The organism is Streptomyces griseorubiginosus (assembly GCF_001514195.1).
Classification (GTDB): Bacteria; Actinomycetota; Actinomycetes; order Streptomycetales; family Streptomycetaceae; genus Streptomyces; species Streptomyces griseorubiginosus.
The window spans coordinates 1195361-1214482 of the sequence record NZ_KQ948734.1 but is presented as its reverse complement, the minus strand read 5'-3'; the positions used below and the strand labels follow the sequence as shown (position 1 = coordinate 1214482).

At 71.3% G+C, this 19122-nt stretch carries 19 protein-coding genes; 8 read left to right on the top strand and 11 right to left on the bottom strand.

Annotation, left to right across the window (positions count from 1 at the left end; all coding sequences use genetic code 11):
• Positions 1-129: 129 nt before the first annotated feature.
• The 4 genes from ligA to AQJ54_RS05440 all read right to left on the bottom strand — a co-directional run bounded on the left by ligA (position 130) and on the right by AQJ54_RS05440 (position 4674).
• Entirely contained in the window at positions 130-2322 is a 2193-nt protein-coding gene (gene ligA / locus AQJ54_RS05455; RefSeq protein WP_062234389.1) for an NAD-dependent DNA ligase LigA, read from the bottom strand.
• A 15-nt stretch (positions 2323-2337) separates the two neighbouring features.
• Positions 2338-3339, bottom strand: a complete 1002-nt coding sequence (locus AQJ54_RS05450) for a methionine synthase (RefSeq protein WP_062234386.1) — start codon at positions 3337-3339, stop codon at positions 2338-2340.
• A gap of 82 nt (positions 3340-3421) precedes the next feature.
• Positions 3422-4111 (bottom strand): SDR family oxidoreductase, encoded by a 690-nt coding sequence (locus tag AQJ54_RS05445; RefSeq protein ID WP_079069745.1) that lies wholly within the window; start codon positions 4109-4111, stop codon positions 3422-3424.
• A gap of 23 nt (positions 4112-4134) precedes the next feature.
• The gene (locus tag AQJ54_RS05440) at positions 4135-4674 is read right to left on the bottom strand and encodes an LOG family protein (RefSeq protein WP_062234383.1); all 540 of its coding nucleotides are present in this window, start codon (positions 4672-4674) and stop codon (positions 4135-4137) included.
• 50 nt (positions 4675-4724) lie between these two features.
• Here AQJ54_RS05440 and AQJ54_RS05435 point away from each other — a divergent pair, with 50 nt between their 5' ends.
• From AQJ54_RS05435 to AQJ54_RS05415, 5 genes are all read left to right on the top strand, one after another.
• Positions 4725-5048 (top strand): DUF427 domain-containing protein, encoded by a 324-nt coding sequence (locus AQJ54_RS05435; protein WP_062026824.1) that lies wholly within the window; start codon positions 4725-4727, stop codon positions 5046-5048.
• A gap of 37 nt (positions 5049-5085) precedes the next feature.
• Positions 5086-5871: an alpha/beta fold hydrolase gene (locus AQJ54_RS05430; protein ID WP_062234379.1), complete on the top strand. Its 786-nt coding sequence runs from the start codon at positions 5086-5088 to the stop codon at positions 5869-5871.
• A gap of 120 nt (positions 5872-5991) precedes the next feature.
• Entirely contained in the window at positions 5992-7656 is a 1665-nt protein-coding gene (locus AQJ54_RS05425) for a glycosyltransferase family 2 protein (RefSeq protein ID WP_079069744.1), read from the top strand.
• On the top strand, positions 7653-8663 hold the full coding sequence (locus AQJ54_RS05420) for a glycoside hydrolase family 26 protein (protein WP_062234376.1): 1011 nt from the start codon (positions 7653-7655) through the stop codon (positions 8661-8663). The genes AQJ54_RS05425 and AQJ54_RS05420 overlap by 4 nt, the downstream gene beginning before the upstream one ends.
• 11 nt (positions 8664-8674) lie before the next feature.
• Positions 8675-10315: a glycosyltransferase family 39 protein gene (locus AQJ54_RS05415; protein ID WP_246091032.1), complete on the top strand. Its 1641-nt coding sequence runs from the start codon at positions 8675-8677 to the stop codon at positions 10313-10315.
• Between the two features lie 43 nt (positions 10316-10358).
• On the opposite strand, the gene mnmA is transcribed toward AQJ54_RS05415, so the two are convergent.
• A complete protein-coding gene (gene mnmA, locus AQJ54_RS05410; RefSeq protein WP_062234373.1) occupies positions 10359-11489 on the bottom strand; it encodes a tRNA 2-thiouridine(34) synthase MnmA in 1131 nt (376 codons plus the stop codon).
• 60 nt (positions 11490-11549) lie between these two features.
• On the opposite strand from mnmA, the gene AQJ54_RS05405 reads away from it, so the two are divergent.
• Both AQJ54_RS05405 and AQJ54_RS05400 read left to right on the top strand, forming a co-directional pair.
• The gene (locus AQJ54_RS05405) at positions 11550-12215 is read left to right on the top strand and encodes an N-acetylmuramoyl-L-alanine amidase (RefSeq protein WP_062234370.1); all 666 of its coding nucleotides are present in this window, start codon (positions 11550-11552) and stop codon (positions 12213-12215) included.
• Positions 12216-12395: 180 nt separating this feature from the next.
• Positions 12396-13946, top strand: a complete 1551-nt coding sequence (locus AQJ54_RS05400; RefSeq protein WP_062234367.1) for a multicopper oxidase family protein — start codon at positions 12396-12398, stop codon at positions 13944-13946.
• 24 nt (positions 13947-13970) lie between these two features.
• Here AQJ54_RS05400 and AQJ54_RS05395 read toward each other — a convergent pair whose 3' ends face one another.
• The 3 genes from AQJ54_RS05395 to AQJ54_RS46015 form a co-directional block, all read right to left on the bottom strand.
• Positions 13971-15140, bottom strand: a complete 1170-nt coding sequence (locus AQJ54_RS05395; RefSeq protein ID WP_062026837.1) for a cysteine desulfurase family protein — start codon at positions 15138-15140, stop codon at positions 13971-13973.
• Positions 15141-15206: 66 nt separating this feature from the next.
• Positions 15207-15473, bottom strand: coding sequence for a hypothetical protein (locus AQJ54_RS05390; RefSeq protein ID WP_020139923.1), 267 nt, complete (start codon positions 15471-15473; stop codon positions 15207-15209).
• Positions 15474-15516: 43 nt separating this feature from the next.
• The gene (locus AQJ54_RS46015) at positions 15517-15681 is read right to left on the bottom strand and encodes a hypothetical protein (protein WP_020139922.1); all 165 of its coding nucleotides are present in this window, start codon (positions 15679-15681) and stop codon (positions 15517-15519) included.
• A 157-nt stretch (positions 15682-15838) separates the two neighbouring features.
• On the opposite strand from AQJ54_RS46015, the gene AQJ54_RS05385 reads away from it, so the two are divergent.
• The gene (locus AQJ54_RS05385) at positions 15839-16465 is read left to right on the top strand and encodes a TetR family transcriptional regulator (protein WP_062026838.1); all 627 of its coding nucleotides are present in this window, start codon (positions 15839-15841) and stop codon (positions 16463-16465) included.
• Positions 16466-16543: 78 nt separating this feature from the next.
• Here AQJ54_RS05385 and AQJ54_RS46340 read toward each other — a convergent pair whose 3' ends face one another.
• The 3 genes from AQJ54_RS46340 to AQJ54_RS05370 all read right to left on the bottom strand — a co-directional run bounded on the left by AQJ54_RS46340 (position 16544) and on the right by AQJ54_RS05370 (position 19078).
• Complete coding sequence (locus AQJ54_RS46340) at positions 16544-16927, bottom strand: hypothetical protein (RefSeq protein WP_062026839.1); 384 nt, start codon at positions 16925-16927, stop codon at positions 16544-16546.
• Between the two features lie 114 nt (positions 16928-17041).
• Positions 17042-18046, bottom strand: a complete 1005-nt coding sequence (locus AQJ54_RS05375; protein ID WP_062234365.1) for a helix-turn-helix transcriptional regulator — start codon at positions 18044-18046, stop codon at positions 17042-17044.
• A gap of 177 nt (positions 18047-18223) precedes the next feature.
• Positions 18224-19078: a thioesterase family protein gene (locus tag AQJ54_RS05370; RefSeq protein WP_062026840.1), complete on the bottom strand. Its 855-nt coding sequence runs from the start codon at positions 19076-19078 to the stop codon at positions 18224-18226.
• Positions 19079-19122 lie beyond the last annotated feature (44 nt).

The following is a 19122-nucleotide window of genomic DNA, read 5'->3' as shown; positions in this document are numbered from 1 at the left end:
GCACATCTCAACAGTAGGCCGCAGAAGGCTTCCACGGGCAGCGGTCGTCCACGGTTGCCCGAATGCGCCCCGGCCACCCGTATGCATCTGGTATGCGCCGATCGGGTGGCCTTCAACCGCCGCCGCTCGCTACTCCTCGGTGGGAAGCGCCACATCAGCGGCCGCTTCGGGGCCCTGCTCCAGGAGGACGTCGAAGCCGTCCTCATTCAGAACCGGCACCTTGAGTTGCATCGCCTTGTCATATTTCGAACCCGGATTGTCACCCACAACGACGAATGACGTCTTCTTCGAAACCGAACCGGTCACCTTCGCCCCTCGGGTCTGGAGGGCCTCCTTGGCCCCGTCCCGGGTGAAGCGCTCCAGGGTGCCGGTGACGACGACGGTGAGCCCTTCGAGGGGACGCGGACCCTCGTCCTCCCCGGAGCCCTCCTCCTCCATGCGGACGCCGGCGGCCTTCCACTTGCGCAGGATCTCCTGGTGCCAGTCCTCCGCGAACCACTCCTTGAGGGACTTCGCGATGATCGAGCCGACGCCGTCGGTGGCCGCCAGCTCCTCCTCGCTCGCCTGCTCGATGCGGTCGATGGAGCGGAAGTTGCGGGCGAGGGCCTCGGCGGCGACCGGGCCGACATGGCGGATCGACAGACCGGTGAGGACCCGGGCGAGCGGGCGCTCCTTGGCGGCCGCGATGTTCTCCAGCATGGCCACCGCGTTCTTCTTCGGCTCGCCCTGCTGGTTGGCGAAGACGGTAGCGACCTTCTCCTCGCCCGTCTTCGGGTCGCGCTTGGGCAGCCCGCTGTCCTGGTCGCGGACGTAGGCCTTGATGGGCAGCAGCTGCTCGATGGTCAGGTCGAACAGGTCGCCCTCGTCGGCCAGCGGCGGGTCCGAGGGCTCCAGCGGCTTGGTGAGCGCGGCGGCGGCGACGTACCCGAAGTGCTCGATGTCCAGCGACTTGCGGCCCGCGAGGTAGAACAGGCGCTCACGCAGCTGGGCGGGGCAGGTGCGGGCGTTGGGGCAGCGCAGGTCGACGTCGCCCTCCTTCATGGGCCGCAGTGCCGTGCCGCACTCCGGGCACTCGGACGGCATCACGAACTCGCGCTCGCTGCCGTCGCGCAGGTCCACGACCGGGCCGAGGATCTCCGGGATGACGTCACCGGCCTTGCGCAGCACCACGGTGTCGCCGATCAGGACGCCCTTGAGCTTGACGACGTCCTGGTTGTGCAGGGTGGCGAACTCGACCTCCGAGCCGGCCACCGTCACCGGCTCGACCTGGGCGTACGGGGTGACCCGGCCCGTGCGGCCCACGCCCACGCGGATGTTGATCAGCTTGGTGTTGACCTCCTCCGGCGCGTACTTGTACGCGATCGCCCAGCGCGGGGCGCGGGAGGTGGAGCCGAGCCTGCCCTGGAGCGGGATCTCGTCGAGCTTGACGACGGCCCCGTCGATCTCGTGCTCCACGGAGTGGCGGTTCTCGCCGAAGTAGGCGATGAACTCCCTTACGCCGTCGAGGCCGTCGACCACCTTGTTGTGCTTGGCGGTGGGCAGGCCCCAGGACTTGAGGAGGTCGTAGCCCTGGGAGAGCCGGGTCATGCCGTCGAAGCCCTCCAGGGCGCCGATGCCGTGCACGACCATGTGCAGGGGGCGGGTGGCGGTGACGCGCGGGTCCTTCTGGCGCAGCGAACCGGCCGCCGCGTTGCGCGGGTTGGCGAAGGGCTTGTCGCCGGCCTCGACCAGACGGGCGTTGAGCTCCTCGAACTTCTCCATCGGGAAGTAGACCTCGCCACGGATCTCCACGAGGTCGGGCACCTTGTCACCGGTGAGGCGGTCCGGGATCTCGGCGATCGTACGGACGTTGGGGGTGATGTCCTCGCCGGTGCGGCCGTCGCCGCGGGTGGCCGCGCGGGTGAGGCGGCCGTGCTCGTAGGTGAGGTTGACGGCGAGGCCGTCGACCTTGAGCTCGCACAGCAGGTGGTAGTCGGTGGTGCCGACGTCCTTGGCGACCCGGTCGGCCCAGGCCGCGAGCTCCTCGTCGCTGAACGCGTTGTCCAGGGAGAGCATGCGGGAGCGGTGCTGGACCGCCGTGAACTCCGTCGCGTACGCCCCCGCGACCTTCTGGGTCGGGGAGTCCGGGGTGCGCAGCTCGGGGTACTCCTCCTCCAGGGCTTCGAGGGAACGCAGCAGCTTGTCGAAGTCCGCGTCGCTGATGACCGGCGCGTCGTTCACGTAGTACCGGAAGCGGTGCTCCTCGATCTGCTCAGCGAGCTGCGCGTGCTTCTCCCGTGCCTCGGCGGGCACCGTCGTCTCCGCTTGCTTGTCGCCGGCCACCGTGTTGTCCTCCCGTTACTCAGGGTTGTCCGCGAGGGATCTCGCCGCCTGGACGCAGTGGGCGAGGGCCTTGCGCGCGTACCCCGGGGAGGCCCCCGCGAGTCCGCACGCCGGAGTGACCGTGACCGCCTCCGCGAGCAGTCCCGGATGCAGCCCCAGCCTGCGCCACAGCGTCCTGACACCCATGACGCTACCGGCAGGGTCTGACAATGCCGTGTCCGTGCCGGGCACGACACCGGCGAAGAGCCTGGTCCCCCCTTCCACCGCCTCGCCGATCACGTCGTCGTCACGCTCGGTGAGGAGCGAGAAGTCGAAGGAGACGGCCGCGGCGCCCGCCCTCCGCAGCAGCGCGAAGGGGACGTCCGGTGCGCACGAGTGGACCACGACCGGCCCGTCCGCGTGAACCCCGACGACGTCCCGGAGCGTGGCCTCCACGACCTGCCGGTCGACGGCACGGTGGGTGCGGTATCCGCTGGCCGACTTCACCTGGCCGCGCAGCACGGCGATGAGGGAGGGCTCGTCGAGCTGGAGGACGAGCTGCGCGCCGGGGATCCTCCTGCGGACCTCCTCCAGGTGCAGCCGCAGCCCCTCCGCGAGCGAGGCGGCGAGGTCCCGGCAGGCGCCGGGGTCGGAGAGGGCGACCTCGCCGTTCCTGAGCTCCAGCGCGGCGGCGAGCGTCCAGGGGCCGACGGCCTGGACCTTCAGCTGCCCCCCGTAGCCCTGGGTGAACTCCTCCAGCGCGTCCAGGTCCTCCCCCAGCCAGGACCGCGCCCGCCGGGTGTCCCGGCCCGGCCGGTCCCCGATCCGCCAACCGCTGGGCTCCACGCGCGCGTACAGCTCGACGAGCATCCCGGCGGTCCGGCCGATCATGTCGGCGCCGGGGCCGCGGGCGGGCAGCTCGGGCAGGAACGGGAAGTCCTCGAAGGAGCCGGTGGCGGTCCTGGCCGCCTCCCGGGCGTCGCCGCCGGGGAGGGAGCCGACGCCGGTGGCGGGGGCGAAGCTGAAGTCTGCGGTCACATGCGAAGCCTACGTAGGCGGGCGCCGGTGGTTGCCGCCCCCACCTGAGCCGCCCGCCTCACCGAACCGTCCCGTCGAACCGTCAGCGGCCCGGCCTGACCGTCAGGTCGTTGATCTCGGCGTCCCTCGGCAGGTCGATCGCCGTGAGGATCGTCGTCGCGACCGACTCGGGGTCGATCCAGCGGGCGGCGTCGTACTCCTTGCCCTCCTGCTGGTGCACCTTGGCCTGCATGGGGCTCGCGGTGCGGCCCGGGTAGACCGAGGTGACCCGGACGCCGTTGCCGTGCTCCTCGTGGCGCAGGGAGTCCGCGAGGGCCTTCAGACCGTGCTTGGAGGCCGCGTAGGCGGACCAGTCGGCGTGCGCGTTCAGGCCCGCGCCGGAGTTCACGAACAGCACATGGCCCCGGGCCGCCCGGAGTTGGGGCAGGAAGTGGCGGGTCAGCTCGGCCGGGGAGATCAGGTTGACGTTCAGCTGGTGGCGCCAGGTCTTCGGGGTCAGGTCGCCCACCGGGCCCAGGTCGACCACGCCCGCGACGTGCAGCAGGGAGTCCACCCGGTCGGGCAGCGACTGGTGCGAGAAGGCCCAGCTCAGCTTGTCCGGGTCGGCCAGGTCACCGACCAGCGTCCGCGCGCCGGGGAACTGTGCCGCCAGCTCCTTCGCACGGCCCGCGTCGCGCGCGTGCAGCACGAGGTCGTCCCCGCGCGCGTGCAGACGGCGGGCCACCGCCGCGCCGATGCCGGAGCCCGCTCCGGTGATCACATGTGTAGCCATGCCGCCATGCTCGCATCACGCGGTCACCGGGTGCCGAGCGACTCCTCCAGGTACGCCAGCGCCCCCACCGGCTCCTCCGCGAAGAACACCAGATCGGTCAGCGGACGGGGCAGGAACCCCTCGTCCTCCATGCGCCGGAACTGCTCCTTCAGGCCGTCGTAGAAGCCCGCGGTGTTGAGCAGCACGACCGGCTTCTCGGTGTGCCCGTGCTTCTTCAGCTCCAGGATCTCGGTCGCCTCGTCGAGCGTGCCGGTGCCGCCCACCATGATCACCACGGCGTCGGCCTTCTCCAGGAGCAGCTTCTTCCGCTCTGCGAGGTCCTCGGCGATCACCATCTCGTCGACGCCGGGGCGGACCTTGGACGCGAGGAACCGGACCGAGACCCCGACGAGCCGCCCGCCCGCCTCCTGCACCCCGTCCGCGACCACCTTCATCAGGCCCACGTCGGAGCCGCCCCACACCAGGGTGTGCCCGCCCTTGCCCAGCAGTTTCGCGAACTCCCGCGCGGGGCGCGTGTAACGGTCGTCGAGGTCGGCGGCGGAGAGGAAGACGCAGATTCGCATGCGGCCACGGTACGCGGGAAGAACCGGCGGCCCCCGAGCGCTGTCCCGGTATGGCCGAAGGACACACGATCACCATCGAGCAAGCCGACCAGCACGTGCGCGTGGTGCACGGCGACCAGGTCCTCGCGGAGAGCACGCGCCCGCTCGTCCTCAGGGAGACGGGCTGTCCCGCGCGGTACTACCTCCCCGCGGAGGACGTACGCCTGGACCTGCTGACCCCCTCCGACACGCACACCTACTGTCCCTTCAAGGGCACCGCGTCCTACTGGTCGCTGCCGGACGCGCCCGACCTGGTGTGGTCGTATCCCGAACCGAAACCCGCCGTCGCCGAGATCAAGGACCATCTCTGCTTCTACGAAGTCGACGTGTCCTGACCGATGATTTCCGTGCCGTGCGGCAGTCTCCACAGGCATGGACAAGAAGACCCTCTCGCGCGACGGCACCCCGATCGCGTACGAACGCACCGGGCAGGGCCCGGCGGTCATCCTCGTCAGCGGCGCGATGTCGACGGGAGGCACGGTCGCGCCGCTGGCCGTGCCGCTGTCGGAGCGGTACGAGGTGCTGGTGTACGACCGCCGGGGACGCGGGGCGAGCGGTGACACGGCCCCTTACGAGGTGGCCCGTGAGGTGGAGGACCTCGCCGCGCTGATCGAGGAGGCGGGCGGCGAGGCGAGCCTGTGCGGCATCTCGTCCGGCGGTGCGCTGGTGCTGGAGGCCGCGGCGAGCGGACTGCCGGTGCGCCGGGTCGCCGTGTACGAGACGCCGTTCGCCGACTTCCTCGAGGGCGGCGCACAGCAGAACGCCGAGTACACCGAGCACCTCACCGCGGCACTCGCGGAGGGCCGGCGCGGGGACGCCGTGGAGCTGTTCCTGCGGCTCACCGGCATGGGCGAGGAGATGATCCAGGGGGCCCGCAACTCCCCCATGTGGCCCGGCATGGAGTCGGTCGCTCCGACCCTCGCCTACGACAACGCGGTCATGGCGGGCGGCCTGGTCCCCCGGGACCGGCTGGCCTCGGTCACGGTCCCGGTGCTGGCCGTGGCGGGCGGGGCGAGCCCCGAGTGGATGCGCGAGGGCACCCGGGCGGTCGCGGAGGCGGCCCCGGACGGCTCGTACCGCGTCCTGGAGGGCCAGACCCACATGGTCGATCCGAGCGCCCTTGCACCGGTCCTGGCGGAGTTCTTCTCGATCACCTGAGGACGAACCTTGAGCAACCCAAGACCGAACCCCACTCGTTAGTCACATAAGATTCACCATTAACTCGCGCTTTCGCGGCGAGCCTCCTTCGCATTCCGGCTCGCTTGTGGAGCACGACCCATGAACACCCCGCACGCCCTGCCCGACGGCGCCCGAGCCACGGTGCCGCCGCCTCGCCGCCGCCGGGCAGAACCCCGCAAGGCCGTTTCCGGCCACAGCCACCACCCCGGGCTGCTGCCCGCGCCTCCCGACGACCGGGAGAAGGTCTCCTACGTCCGACGGCACACCTGGGTGCTGACGTACTCGTCGCTCGTCGGGTTCGTCTGCCTGGTGATCAGCCAGGTGCGGGCGGCGACGACGAGCGTCTGGATCTGGGCGTACATCCCGCTTCTGGTGCTGTCCATGGTCAGCTATCTGATCTCGTTCCGGCTGGACGCCTTCGCCCCGAGCTTCGATCTGCGCGGGCACCGGCGGCTGGTCAAGGGGTGGCAGCCGGAGCGGTACCCGGACGTGGACGTCTTCCTGCCGGTGTGCGGCGAGCCCATCGAGGTGCTGCACAACACCTGGCTCCATGTGCGCACCCTGGGCGAGCACTACCCGGGGCGGGTCACGCCGATCGTGCTGGACGACTCCGACGACCCGGAGATCGGCGCGATGGCCGCCGACTTCGGCTTCCGGTACCTGGTGCGGCCCAACCGCGGCTGGATGAAGAAGGCCGGCAACCTGCGCCACGGCTTCGAGCGGTCCTCGGGCGACTTCATCCTCATCCTGGACGCCGACTTCGCCCCGCGCGCCGATCTGCTGCACGAGCTGCTGCCGTACATGGACCGCGATCCGCGCACCGCGATCGTCCAGTCCCCGCAGTTCTTCCGCGTCCTGGACCAGCAGAACTGGATCGAGCGCGGGGCGGCGGCCGTGCAGGAGCTGTTCTACCGCAGCGTCCAGGTCTCCCGGCAGCAGAGCGACGGCTCGATCTGTGTGGGCAGTTGCGCGGTCTACCGGCGCAGCGCGCTCGCGGAGATCGGCGGCACCAGCCTGGTCGAGCACTCCGAGGACATGTACACCGGGTTCGAACTGCGGTCCCTGGGCTGGGACCTGACGTACGTGCCGGTCGCGCTGTCCACCGGTGTGTGCCCGGACACCGTGGTCGCCTTCTACAGCCAGCAGTACCGCTGGTGCATGGCCTCGCTGGCGATGCTGGGCAGCAAGGACTTCTGGCGGACCAGGATGCGGTTCGCGAGCCGGTTGTGCTACTTGTCCGGTTTCATCTACTACGTCGAGACCGGTCTGCTGACCTTCAGCGGCCCGCTCATCGCGCTCACGATCATGCTGGCGGCTCCCGAGCAGCTGAAGCTCGCGAACATCGGCCTGGTGGTGCCCAGCGTGCTCTACCTGACCGTGATCTACCCGATCTGGCACCGGAATCCGTACCGCCTGGAGGCATGGGCCACCCGCGTCCTGTACGGCTGGGCCCACGCCTTCGCCATCTGGGACACCGTCCGCCGCCGCCCCATGGGCTGGACGCCGACCGGCGCCGGCGGCGCCAAGGGCAGCAAGACGCGCCGCCTGTGGATCGGCATGTGGGCCTGGAGCGCGACGACCGCGGTGGCCTGGATCTCGGTCGCGGTCTGGCGGATGAGCACCTCCCTCAACCCGTCGGACTACGCCCTGATGCTCGCCTCGGGCCTCTTCTACGGCGTCGCGGTCGCCCGTGCCCTCATCCAGCCGCGCGCCGAGGAGGCCGCACCCGCGCAGCCGCAGCTCACCGAGGAGGTCGCCGTATGACCGGGCCCCACCGCGGCATGACCCGGCCCCGCCTCCTGCTGCTCGCGCTCGTCGGCTCTCTGCTCGTGACGCTCGGGGCCTGTGCGCCGCCCGCGCCCCAGGTCTCCTCGGCGGCCGCGAAGGCCCAGGTGGCGTCACCGAGCGCCGAAGCGCCGTACGACATACGTCCGCTGCTCAGGCCCGACCGCAAGTACCTCGGGGTCGCCTTCAACGGCTCGCCCCGCACGACCGCTCCCGTCACGGCCTTCACCGAGAAGGCGGGCAAGCGGCCCGACCTGCGCGAGTACTACGCCAAGTGGGGCGACCCGTTCCAGGCGGACGTCAACCGTGCCGTCTGGGACGACGGCCAGCTGCCCTTCCTGGTGTGGGAGCCCTTCTCCCACACGGCCGCGCAGATCGCCGACGGCGAGCAGGACACCTACATCCGGGAGTTCGCGGACGCCGTGCGCGACTACAACCGGCCGCTCGCGCTGAGCTTCGGGCACGAGATGAACGGCGGCTGGTACCCCTGGGGCAGCAAGAAGACGAGCGCCGCCGACTTCGCGCGCGCGTGGCGGCACATCCACGACCTGTTCACCGACGAGGGCGCGGCGGACGTCATCTGGGTGTGGAGCCCGAACGTGATCAACCCGGTCCCGGACGTGCGGCTCAAGCCGTACTACCCGGGTGACGCGTACGTCGACTGGATCGGTGTCGTCGGCTACTACGCGCTCAGCGGCCCGACCACCTTCGACACCCTCTTCGGGCCGACACTGAAGGAGATCCGGCGCTTCAGCCGCAAGCCGTTCCTGATCGCGGAGACCGGTGTGCAGGCCGGGGAGCGCAAACCCGCCCAGATCGCCGACCTGTTCGCAGGGGTACGCGCGCGTGCCGACATGCTGGGCCTGGTCTGGTTCAACCTCAAGAAGGAGGCCGACTGGCGCATCGACAGCGGCCCGTTGTCGCTCGCCGCGTTCAAGAAGGCGGCCGCGGACGACTCCTTCGGCGTCGACGTCCGGAAGCCGTAGGGGGCCCGTAGATGGAGCACAACGACTCCACCATGCAGATATCCGTGGCCCACCTCAAGAAGCGGTCCCGGGTCGCCGAGACGATGCAGCTGAGGGTGCTCAAGCAGGCCCCGTCCGGCTACACCCTCAGCCCCGTCCCGGACTCCGGCTGGTCGGCCGCCCCGAGCTCACGCCGGATCTGGGTCAGCCGGCTCGTCCTGCTCGCCCTGCTGGTGATCCAGGCCGGCCTGTCGCTGCGCTTGCAGAACACCGCCTTCGAGGACGAGGCCCTGTACCTCTTCGCCGGCCACGCGGAGATCGACCATCTGCTGCACGGCACCCCGCTCTACGGCGCCTTCGACAGCTACTTCTCCGGCGCGCCCGTCCTCTACCCGGTCCTCGCCGCCGCCGTCGACTCGGTGTTCGGGCTGGCCGGCGCCCGCGCCCTGAGCCTGGCCTGCATGCTCGGCTGCACCTCGCTCCTGTACGCGATGACGCGCCGCCTCTTCAACGAGCGGGCGGGACTGTGCGCCGCCGGTGTCTTCGCCGTGGCCCAGTCCACCGCGTTCATGGGCAACTTCGCGACCTACGACGCCCTCGCCCTGTTCCTGCTGGGGCTGGCCGCCTGGATCGTCGTCCGCACCGCGGACTCGCACCCGCTGCTGACCCTGCTCGCCGCGCCGGTCGCCGCGCTCGCCGTGGCGGTCAAGTACGCCTCGGCCCTGTACCTGCCGACGGTGGTGCTGCTCGGGGTGCTGACCGTCTACCAACGGCGCGGTCTGCCCAGGGCGCTCGGGCGCGGTGTGCTGCTCACGGTGGCGACGGTGGCGCTGCTGGGGGCGGGGCTGTACGCCTCCGGGTACCTGGCGGCGATCCAGTCCACCACGACGGCCCGTGCGGCCGGTACGACGCCCTCCTGGACCATCGTGAAGGACTCGGCCCGCTGGGGTGGCCTGGCAGTCGCCGTGGCCCTGGTGGGGGCCTTCAGCTACGTCCGCAGCGGCCGCATGAGCGAGATGCCCGGCTGGCGCGGGGCGCTGCCGGGTGCCCGCTGGCGGGCCGCTCTCGGGCTTGTCCTGGTCGGCACGGCCCTGCTCGCACCCGCCTACCAGCTGCATCTGCACACCGAGGTCTCGCTGCACAAGCACATCGGCTACGGACTGTTCTTCGCCGCGCCCCTCGCCGGGGTCGGCGTCACCCGCCTCATGGGCGCGCACTTCAAGTACCCGCAGTGGGCGATCTTCCTGGGCGTGGTGCTGCTCTCCAGCGGGATGTCGCAGGCCTACGACAACTTCCACGCGTGGCCCGACTCCAGGAGCCTCGTGGCCACGCTGCGGCCCTACATGAGCGCGCACGGCACCTACCTCGCCGACACCTACGAGGTGCCCGTCTACGCGCTGGGCAAGGACACCTCGTACCGGCAGTGGAACTCGACGTACACGATCGACTACACGAACCGCTCCGGTCAGCACCTGACGGGGGCGGCCGGCTTCAAGGCGGCCGTCGCCGACCGGCACTTCACCCTCATCGTGCTCGACCGGGGCAACCCGACGGGCGAGAGCACCACGGTCCGCGAGGCGCTCCTGCACTCGACCGGCTACCGCCTCATCGGCACGGTGCCCTACGCCACGGCATGGGGCACCAGCCGGTTCGAGCTGTGGGCGCCGTCGTAGGGCCCTGCGAGACCCCTCGGGCGACGGGGCCCCGCGGGACTCCTCAGGCGACCGGAGTCGTCGTCCTCGCGCGCGTGGTGGTCGCGATGGTCGCCGAGCCCACCACGCGGGTGTCGTCGTACAGGACGATGGCCTGGCCGGGGGCCACCCCGCGGACCGGCTCGGTGAACGAGACCTCCAGGCGGCCGTCGACCAGCTCGGCGGTGACCTCGGTCTCGCCGCCGTGGGCGCGGAGCTGGGCGGTGTAGGTGCCGGGGCCGGCCGGGGCGGTGCCGCACCAGCGGGGCTTGATGGCGGTGAGGGCGGTGACGTCCAGGGCCGCGGCCGGGCCGACCGTGACCGTGTTGTTCACCGGCGAGATGTCGAGGACGTAGCGCGGCTTGCCGTCGGCGGCCGGGGTGCCGATCCGCAGCCCCTTGCGCTGACCGATGGTGAAGCCGTACGCGCCCTCGTGGGTACCGATCTTCGCGCCGGACTCGTCGACGATGTCGCCCTCGGCCTTGCCCAGCCGGTTCGCCAGGAAGCCCTGGGTGTCGCCGTCGGCGATGAAGCAGATGTCGTGCGAGTCGGGCTTCTTCGCGACCGCGAGCCCCCGGCGCTCGGCCTCGGCGCGGATCTCGTCCTTGGTGGTGACGGTGTCACCGAGCGGGAACAGGGCGTGCGCCAGCTGCTTCTCGTCCAGGACACCGAGGACGTAGGACTGGTCCTTCGCCATGTCGGAGGCGCGGTGCAGCTCGCGGGAGCCGTCCGCGAGGGTGACCACCTTCGCGTAGTGGCCGGTGCACACCGCGTCGAAGCCCAGCGCCAGCGCCTTGTCGAGCAGCGCGGCGAACTTGATCTTCTCGTTGCAGCGCAGGCAGGGGTTGGGGGTGCGGCCGGCCTCGTACTCGGCGACGAAGTCCTCGACGACGTCCTCGCGGAAGCGGTCGGCGAGGTCCCAGACGTAGAAGGGGATGCCGATGACGTCGGCCGCGCGGCGGGCGTCGCGGGAGTCCTCGATGGTGCAACAGCCCCGCGCGCCCGTGCGGAAGGACTGCGGGTTCGCGGAGAGCGCGAGGTGGACGCCGGTGACGTCGTGGCCGGCTTCGGCGGCACGGGCGGCGGCGACGGCGGAGTCCACTCCTCCGGACATGGCGGCGAGAACGCGAAGGGGGCGCTGCGTGGTGTCAGTCATAACCCTTCAAGAGTAAGGGGGCGCGGGAACCGGGGCCGCCGGGTATCCGTTGACGATCACATGGGGGCGACAGAGGGTTCCAGGGACACCGACCGGCGCATCGGGCGCCGGGCGCTGCTCGTCGGCGGGACGGCGGCCGCGGTGGGCTCGGCCGTGCTGGCCCGGGACGAGCTGGCGCGGCTGTGGTGGCGGACACCGGGGGTGGAGAAGCCGCGGGTCGAGGGCGCGGTGGACTTCCGGGGCGCACGCTGGGTGGCGGCCTCCGACGCGAACTGGCGGCGCGCGGACCGGCCCGACGACTACCGCATAGACATGGTGGTCGTCCATGTCACCCAGGGCAGCTTCGCGAGCGCGGTGAAGGTGTTCCAGGACCCGGGCCACGGCGCGGCCGCGCACTACATCGTCGGCAAGGACGGCCGGATCACCCAGATGATCCGCGAGCTGGACGTGGCGTACCACGCGGGCAACCGCTCCTACAACGAACGCAGTGTGGGCATCGAGCACGAGGGCTTCGTGGACCGGCCCGAGGACTTCACGGACGCGATGTACGCGGCCTCGGCGCGGCTCACCGCCGGGATATGCGCGCGTTACGGCATACCCGTCGACCGGGAGCACATCATCGGGCACGTGGAGGTCCCGGGGACGGACCACACCGACCCCGGCAGGCACTGGGACTGGGACCGGTACATGAAGCTGGTGCGGCAGGCCGGGCGGGCCTCCGCGTAGATATGAACTTCGGGCCCGGCCCGCGTGCCCGACTTGTTCCGCGCCCCGCCCATGACCTGCGGGGCGTCAACTTTCCTTCTGCTCAAGGAAGTTGACCGCCCCCCGGCTTCACAGCTTCCCGGGCTCGCGCCCAGGTTCGCCCCAGTGTTCACACAGCGCTTACGTCGAGGCTCCCCGGCCATGACACACACCACAGAGCCCGGCGGCGGCGCGCACGCGAGGGACGGCCTGGCGGCCAAGGGCGAGCACACCAAGAGGACCGGCGGCCACAAGAAGGGCCTGCACCGGCGGAAGTTCCTCGGCGGCATGGCCGGGATCGGCCTCGGGGCGGTGGCGGCGGCCGGTGCGACCTTCTCCCTCCTCACCGAGGGCACCCGCAGCAAGGCCGCCGCGGCGACGGACGGCACCCTCACCATCCCGGACCTGCTGGAGGGCACCACCTCCGACGGCACCACCACCTTCACCCTGGCGGCCCAGACCGGCACCGCCGAGGTGCTCAGCGGTGTCACCAGCACGACCGCCGGCTACAACCAGTCCTTCCTCGGCCCCACGCTGAAGTGGACCAAGGGCGACACCGTCCTGCTGAACATCACCAACAACCTCAGCGAGGACACCACCGTCCACTTCCACGGCGCCCACGTCCCGCCGAAGATGGACGGCGGCCCGCAGAACGCCTTCTCCGCCGGCACCACCTGGGCCCCCACCTTCGAGGTCCTCGACGAGGCCAAGACCCTCTGGTACCACCCGCACGCCCTGGGCACCACGGCCGAGCAGGCCACCCACGGACTGGCCGGGATGATCATCGTGGAGGACGACTCCGACGCCTCGGCCGCTCTGCCCGGCGACTACGGCGTGGACGACATCCCGCTGATCTTCCAGTGTCTGGCCGTCGACAGCACTGGCGACATCAAGTACAACCAGAGCGGCTACCTCAGCAACGGCCTCAGCTTCCCGCTGCTGGTGAACGGCCAGAACGTCGACGACACCACCCTCGCGTTCGCCGCCACCAAGACCCGCAACCGCTTCCGGGCGCTCAACGCCTCACCCTCGGACATCATCACGCTCCAGCGCAGCGACGGCGGCACCCTGACCCAGATCGCCACCGAGCAGGGCTATCTGACCGAGGTCACGGAGGTCACCAGCATCCGGCTGGTCGCCGGAGCCCGCGCCGAGTTCGTCATGGACGTCACCGAGGACGTCACCCTGGAGGCGGTCGTCACGACCGGCTGGATCCGCGGCGGCTCCGGGACCTACGAGTTCCTCACCGTCACCGCGGGCGGCACCGACACCCCGGACGACCTGCCGAGCACCCTCAACACCATCGAGCGGTACGACACCTCCGACTTCACGGCGCGGACCATCACGCTCAGCAACACGGGCGCGACCATGAAGATCAACGGTTCGGCCGGTCTCTCCATGGCGAACATGGCGATGATCAGCACCACACTGGGCGCCAAGGAGATCTGGACGATCACCAACTCCTCGCAGCTGGAGCACTCTTTCCATCTGCACGACGTGCCCTACCAGGTGATCTCGATCAACGGCGAGGCTCCCACCGGGGTCGATCTGGGCTGGCGCGACACCTACGAGGTGGTCGGCGGCGGCACCCTCGTGATCGCCATGGAGTTCACGGACTTCGCCGACGACACCTACATGTACATGCTCCACTGCCATCTGCTCCAGCACGAGGACGAGGGCATGATGGCCTCCCTCATGGTCACGGAGAGCTGACAGCGCAGCGACTTCCCCGGAGCGTCACGTCAGCCCCGCCGCGCGAGCGCGCTCCACGGCGGGGCCGATGGCCTTGGCGACCGCCTCCACGTCCGTCTCGGTGGAGGTGTGGCCGAGGGAGAAGCGCAGGGTGCCGCGGGCCAGGTCGGGGTCGGTGCCGGTGGCCAGCAGGACATGGCTGGGCTGGGCGACACCGGCGGTGCAGGCGGAGCCGGTGGAGCACTCGATGCCCTGGGCGTCCAGGAGGAGGAGCAGGGAGTCGCCCTCGCAGCCGGGGAAGGTGAAGTGGGCGTTGGCCGGAAGGCGGCCCCCTGGTTCCGGGTCACCGCCGAGGATCGCGTCCGGGACCGCCGTACGGACCGCTTCGACCAGGGCGTCGCGCAGGGCGCCGATCTCAGCGGCGAACCACTCGCGCTGTTCGGCGGCCAGGCGGCCGGCCACCGCGAAGGAGGCGATGGCGGGGACGTCGAGGGTGCCGGAGCGGACATGGCGCTCCTGGCCGCCGCCGTGCAGGACGGGGACGGGGGTCCACTCCCGGCCGAGGACCAGGGCTCCGATGCCGTACGGGCCGCCGATCTTGTGGCCGGACACCGTCATCGCGGCGAGGCCGGAGGCGGCGAAGTCGACGGGCACCTGGCCGAAGGCCTGGACCGCGTCGGCGTGCAGCGGGACACCGGACTCCGCGGCGACCTCGGCGAGTTCGCGGACCGGCAGCACGGTGCCGATCTCGTTGTTGGCCCACATGACCGTGGCCAGGGCGACGTCGTCGGGGTTCCGGTCGATGGCCGCGCGCAGGGCGTCGGGGTGGACCCGGCCGTGCTTGTCGACGGGGAGGTACTCGACGGTGGCGCCCTCGTGCTCGGCCAGCCAGTGGACGGCGTCGAGGACGGCGTGGTGTTCGACGGGGCTGGCGAGGACCCGCGTCCTTGCGGGGTCCGCGTCGCGCCGGGACCAGTACAGGCCCTTCACGGCGAGGTTGTCGGCCTCCGTCCCGCCGGAGGTGAAGACGATCTCGCTGGGGCGGGCACCGAGCGCCTCCGCGAGGGTCTCGCGGGATTCCTCGACCGTGCGCCGGGCCTTGCGGCCGGATGCGTGGAGGGAAGAGGCGTTGCCGGTGACGCCGAGGTGGGCGCTGAGCGCCTCGACCGCCTCGGGAAGCATCGGCGTGGTCGCGGCGTGGTCGAGGTATGCCATGGTGACGCCGATTCTACGGGGCGCGGGTGAGCAGCCTCAGGCCAGGACCGGCCGGTGCCGACCGGCTCAGAAGCTCCAGGACGGCGTGCTGTCCAGCTGCATGAAGGCCACCAGGACCAGCAGGTCGGCCACACCGAGACCGAGACCCAGGTACGCGCGGCCGCGGCGGGCGGTGCCGCGCCACAGGGCCACCGAGGCCAGGACGATGGCGATCGGGCCGAGGAAGACGTTGAGGACGAGGAGGCCGAGGAGGCCGAGGACGAAGGACGCCACGGCCATGCCGTCGGCGTCACGGGCGCCGGTGCGGGGGCTAGCCTGCGCGGTGAGCTGCATGGGAATCAGTGCTCCTGGGGACGACGGGACGACGGGGCGGCGGTCAGTGGGACGGGGTGCGGCGGCGGGCGTGGCGCTCGCGGAGCGCGAAGATGCCCAGCCAGACCGCGATCACGGCGGCGGCGACGGCGGTGAAGGTGAACGGCGCGTGGGCGACGGTGCCCAGGACGACGCCGAGCAGCATGAGTGCGGCGACGAGGAACAGCATGGGACGGATCCCCCTCCGGTACGGCGGTCGTGGCGTGGCTTGTCACGCGGGGCGTTACGTTTGGGTGAACAGTTGTAGTTACAGTTGTTCACTGACTCCAGAGTCTAGCGCGCCGCGCGGCTTTCCAATTACGGAGAACAGTTGTTAACTGGATGACATGAGTCACACCCTCGGCATTCGGCAGGCGCAGAAACAGAAGACCCGGCAGTCGCTCCTGGACGCGGCGCTCGGCCTGCTGGAGGAACAGAGCCTGAGCAGCCTGGGTCTGCGTGAGGTCACACGTGCCGTGGGCGTCGCCCCGACCGCCTTCTACCGCCACTTCCGCTCCATCGCGGATCTCGGCGTGGCCCTGGTCGAGGAGGCCCTGGGCAGCCTGCACCCCATGATTCGGACGACGGTGTCCACGGCCGACGACCACGATCAACGCATCGAGCGCGCCATCGAGTTGATCGCCGGCCATGTACACGCGTACCCCGCTCACGTCCGTTTCATCGCCCGCGAACGACATGGCGGAGTTCAGCCGGTGCGGGAGGCCATACGCGACCAACTGGCCCGTTTCGGCCAGGAGGTGAAGGAGGAGCTGGCCAAGGACCCCGTGTCCGAGGGCTGGAGCGACGACGACCTGCTCATGCTGGCCAACCTCTACGTCGACCAGATGCTGATCACGGCCTCCCTGTTCCTGGAGGCGCAGGAGGCCTCGGACGAGGAGCGCGCCCGGGTGGCCCAGGTGGCCCAGCGGCAGATGCGGCTGATCAGCACCGGCCGCCACCACTGGCTGGACTGAGCCGGAGAACGCACAGCGGGGCGGCACCCTCCGGCTCACCGGGAGTGCCGCCCCTGCCGTACGGCGTCCTGCGCGCCGTCAGCTCTTGGTGGCCGCCGCGCTCGGGGCACCGCTGGGCGCGCCGCTCGGAGCCCCGCCGCCGGCACCACCGCCGGGGCCGCCGCAGCCGCCGCCCATCCCCGCCCCCGGGCCGCCCTGACCGCCACCGGGGCCGCCGCTCGGCATTCCGGAGGGGTTGCCGCTGGGCGCGCCCGAGGGCCGGGCGCTCGCGTTGCCGGTGGGGGCGCCCGAGGGGGCACCGCTGGGCATCCCGGAGGCGCCGCCGGTGGGCGCCTGACAGTTCTGCTGCCCCGAGGTGCCGCTGTTCGAGGTGGACGACGAGTCGCCCGATCCGCAGGCCACCAGGGCGAGGGGCGAGAGCGCCAGCAGGGCCACGGCGGGGAGGAGACGCACACGCTTCATGAGAGACAGCTCCAGGGAGGATGAGGAAGTCCTGAGGCCCGGAACTCAACCAACGGCCCTTAGGGACACCTTGGGCCCGCGCTGTCCCCCGGCTGTGCGCCGGGCAAAGCGCGGCTAAAGCACCCCCTCCGAGCTGGGACTTTCCTCCACCCCCTGCCCTGCCCGCTGGTACAGGTCCGTGACAGAGGCGGCCGCCGCGGCCACCTCCGCGCGCACCTCGGGCGGCGTGAGCACCTCCAACCGGTCGGAGAACATCAGGAGTTGCCGGGCCTCGGCGACCTCGCCGAACACGAGTTGTGCGGTCACCCATCTCTCCTCCCCCTCGTCGTCCGGGAGTTCGCTCAGATACGGCGTCATCAGCCGCCGGAACAGGTCGAGTCGGTCCCGGCGGACCCGCACGGTGACGTCCACACCGGCGGGACGCTCCTCCACCCGGCGGCGCAACACCTCCCAGACGTCGGCGAGTTCGACACCGGACCGCCGCCGCACGGGGTCGTCCAGCACGGTCGCCGAACGCACCCGGTCGGCGCGGAACAGCCTCGGGAGCCCGCGCCGGTCGGCCACCAGGTACCAGACACCCGCCTTGGCGACGAGGCCGTACGGGTCGACGGTGTACGTCCGGATCGCGCGCTCGCCACTGTGCCGGTACCGCAGCCGCAGCCGGCGGTCGGTGAAGACGGCGTCCTGCAACGCGTCGAGGTCGGCGTCGGGTGGGGGTCCGCCCTTCCAGCGGGTGGCGTCGACCAGGACGCGGCGGGCGGTGACCTCGGCGGCCGGCCGGTGCGGGGCGGGGAGCGCGGCCATCACCTTGCGCAGGGCCGAGGCGAGGGCGGAGTCCAGGCCGAGGGCCGCGTGGGCGCCCTGGGCGGCGAGGACGAACAGCGCGCGGGACTCGTCGGCGGTCAGGCCCGTGACGTCGGTGCGGAAACCGGCGAGCAGTTCGATGCCGCCGTAGCGGCCGCGCTCGGCGTAGACCGGGACTCCGGAGGCGGACAGCGCCTCCACGTCCCGGTAGATCGTGCGCACCGACACCTCCAGGCGGGCGGCGAGTTCGTGCGCGGGCACCCGGCCGCGGGCCTGGAGGAGCAGCAGGATCGACAGAAGGCGGTCGGACTTCACCCGGCCAGGATCCCGCGCCGTGCGCGGAGCACGACGTCCGGACCCTGCTCGACGTCCGGACCCTGCTCGACGTCCGCACCCTGCTCGGTCACGCCGTCGGCGCGTCCACCCGCACCGCGGTCCGCGGGGAGCAGGGCGACGGGCGCGAGGGACGCCGGCCCGGCGCGGCCCGCCCCCTCAGCCCAGCCGCACCCGGGCCAGCTGCCGGGACTGCGCCACCAGCCGGTCCGCGCTGTCCCAGACCTCGGCGTCCTCCTCCAGGAAACCGCCCGCGAGGTTGCGAGTGGTGAGGGAGACGCGCAGGGGGCCCGGGGCGGGGCGGCAGCGTACGTGCACGGTGAGTTCGACCGTGGGCACCCAGCCGCTGAGGCCGATCTCGAACGCGGTCGGCGGCAGCGCGTCCACCGCGAGGAGCAGCGAGAGGGGGTCGGCGTCCCGGCCGTCGGCGAGGCCGAACCAGGCCCGCATCTCGCCCTTGCCGGACGGCGCGCCGAGGGCCCAGCCCAGGGTCGAGGGGTCCAGCTTGAGCATCAGCCGGTCGGTGATGGCCGAGCTGCCCTCGACGGGGGCAGGACCGTCCTCGGGGCCGAAGCACTGGTCCATCGGCGGGAACGCGGGCGGCTTCGCCGTCGTACGGACGTCGTCGGGGAGGGCGTCGAGGTCGCCGTAGGAGGCGAGGACGCGGATGCGCTCGACCTCGGCGCCCTGCTCGTCGTACTGGAAGAGCGAGGCCTGGCCGGTGGAGAGGGTGCGGCCGGTGCGGACCACGTCCGCGCGGATCACCGCGGGGCCGGGCTGGGAGGCGGTGAGGTAGTGCGCGGAGATGGTGAACGGGTCGGGGTGCGGCAGGGTGTCCGCGAGGGCGCGGCCCAGGACCGCCAGGAGGTAGCCGCCGTTGACGGCGCTGATGATCGTCCAGCCCGCGGAGAGGTCGATGTCGTAGACGCCGGGGGCGCGGCGGGTGACCGCGGTGTCCCGGTCGAACTCGCTGTCGCCGATCGCGGCACGGGTGTCGGAGGCTGCTTCTGGCATGGCTGAACGGTACAACAACTAACTACTAAGCGGTAGCTTTCCAT

Excerpts from the sequence above, each read along its gene's own strand:
- AQJ54_RS05445 (WP_079069745.1), bottom strand. The coding sequence starts at position 4,111 with ATGGCTACACATGTGATCACCGGAGCGGGCTCCGGCATCGGCGCGGCG.
- AQJ54_RS05440 (WP_062234383.1), bottom strand. The coding sequence starts at position 4,674 with ATGCGAATCTGCGTCTTCCTCTCCGCCGCCGACCTCGACGACCGTTAC.
- AQJ54_RS05435 (WP_062026824.1), top strand. The coding sequence starts at position 4,725 with ATGGCCGAAGGACACACGATCACCATCGAGCAAGCCGACCAGCACGTG.
- AQJ54_RS05430 (WP_062234379.1), top strand. The coding sequence starts at position 5,086 with ATGGACAAGAAGACCCTCTCGCGCGACGGCACCCCGATCGCGTACGAA.
- AQJ54_RS05425 (WP_079069744.1), top strand. The coding sequence starts at position 5,992 with ATGAACACCCCGCACGCCCTGCCCGACGGCGCCCGAGCCACGGTGCCG.
- AQJ54_RS05420 (WP_062234376.1), top strand. The coding sequence starts at position 7,653 with ATGACCGGGCCCCACCGCGGCATGACCCGGCCCCGCCTCCTGCTGCTC.
- AQJ54_RS05415 (WP_246091032.1), top strand. The coding sequence starts at position 8,675 with ATGGAGCACAACGACTCCACCATGCAGATATCCGTGGCCCACCTCAAG.
- mnmA (WP_062234373.1), bottom strand. The coding sequence starts at position 11,489 with ATGACTGACACCACGCAGCGCCCCCTTCGCGTTCTCGCCGCCATGTCC.
- AQJ54_RS05405 (WP_062234370.1), top strand. The coding sequence starts at position 11,550 with ATGGGGGCGACAGAGGGTTCCAGGGACACCGACCGGCGCATCGGGCGC.
- AQJ54_RS05400 (WP_062234367.1), top strand. The coding sequence starts at position 12,396 with ATGACACACACCACAGAGCCCGGCGGCGGCGCGCACGCGAGGGACGGC.
- AQJ54_RS05395 (WP_062026837.1), bottom strand. The coding sequence starts at position 15,140 with ATGGCATACCTCGACCACGCCGCGACCACGCCGATGCTTCCCGAGGCG.
- AQJ54_RS05390 (WP_020139923.1), bottom strand. The coding sequence starts at position 15,473 with ATGCAGCTCACCGCGCAGGCTAGCCCCCGCACCGGCGCCCGTGACGCC.
- AQJ54_RS46015 (WP_020139922.1), bottom strand. The coding sequence starts at position 15,681 with ATGCTGTTCCTCGTCGCCGCACTCATGCTGCTCGGCGTCGTCCTGGGC.
- AQJ54_RS05385 (WP_062026838.1), top strand. The coding sequence starts at position 15,839 with ATGAGTCACACCCTCGGCATTCGGCAGGCGCAGAAACAGAAGACCCGG.
- AQJ54_RS46340 (WP_062026839.1), bottom strand. The coding sequence starts at position 16,927 with ATGAAGCGTGTGCGTCTCCTCCCCGCCGTGGCCCTGCTGGCGCTCTCG.
- AQJ54_RS05370 (WP_062026840.1), bottom strand. The coding sequence starts at position 19,078 with ATGCCAGAAGCAGCCTCCGACACCCGTGCCGCGATCGGCGACAGCGAG.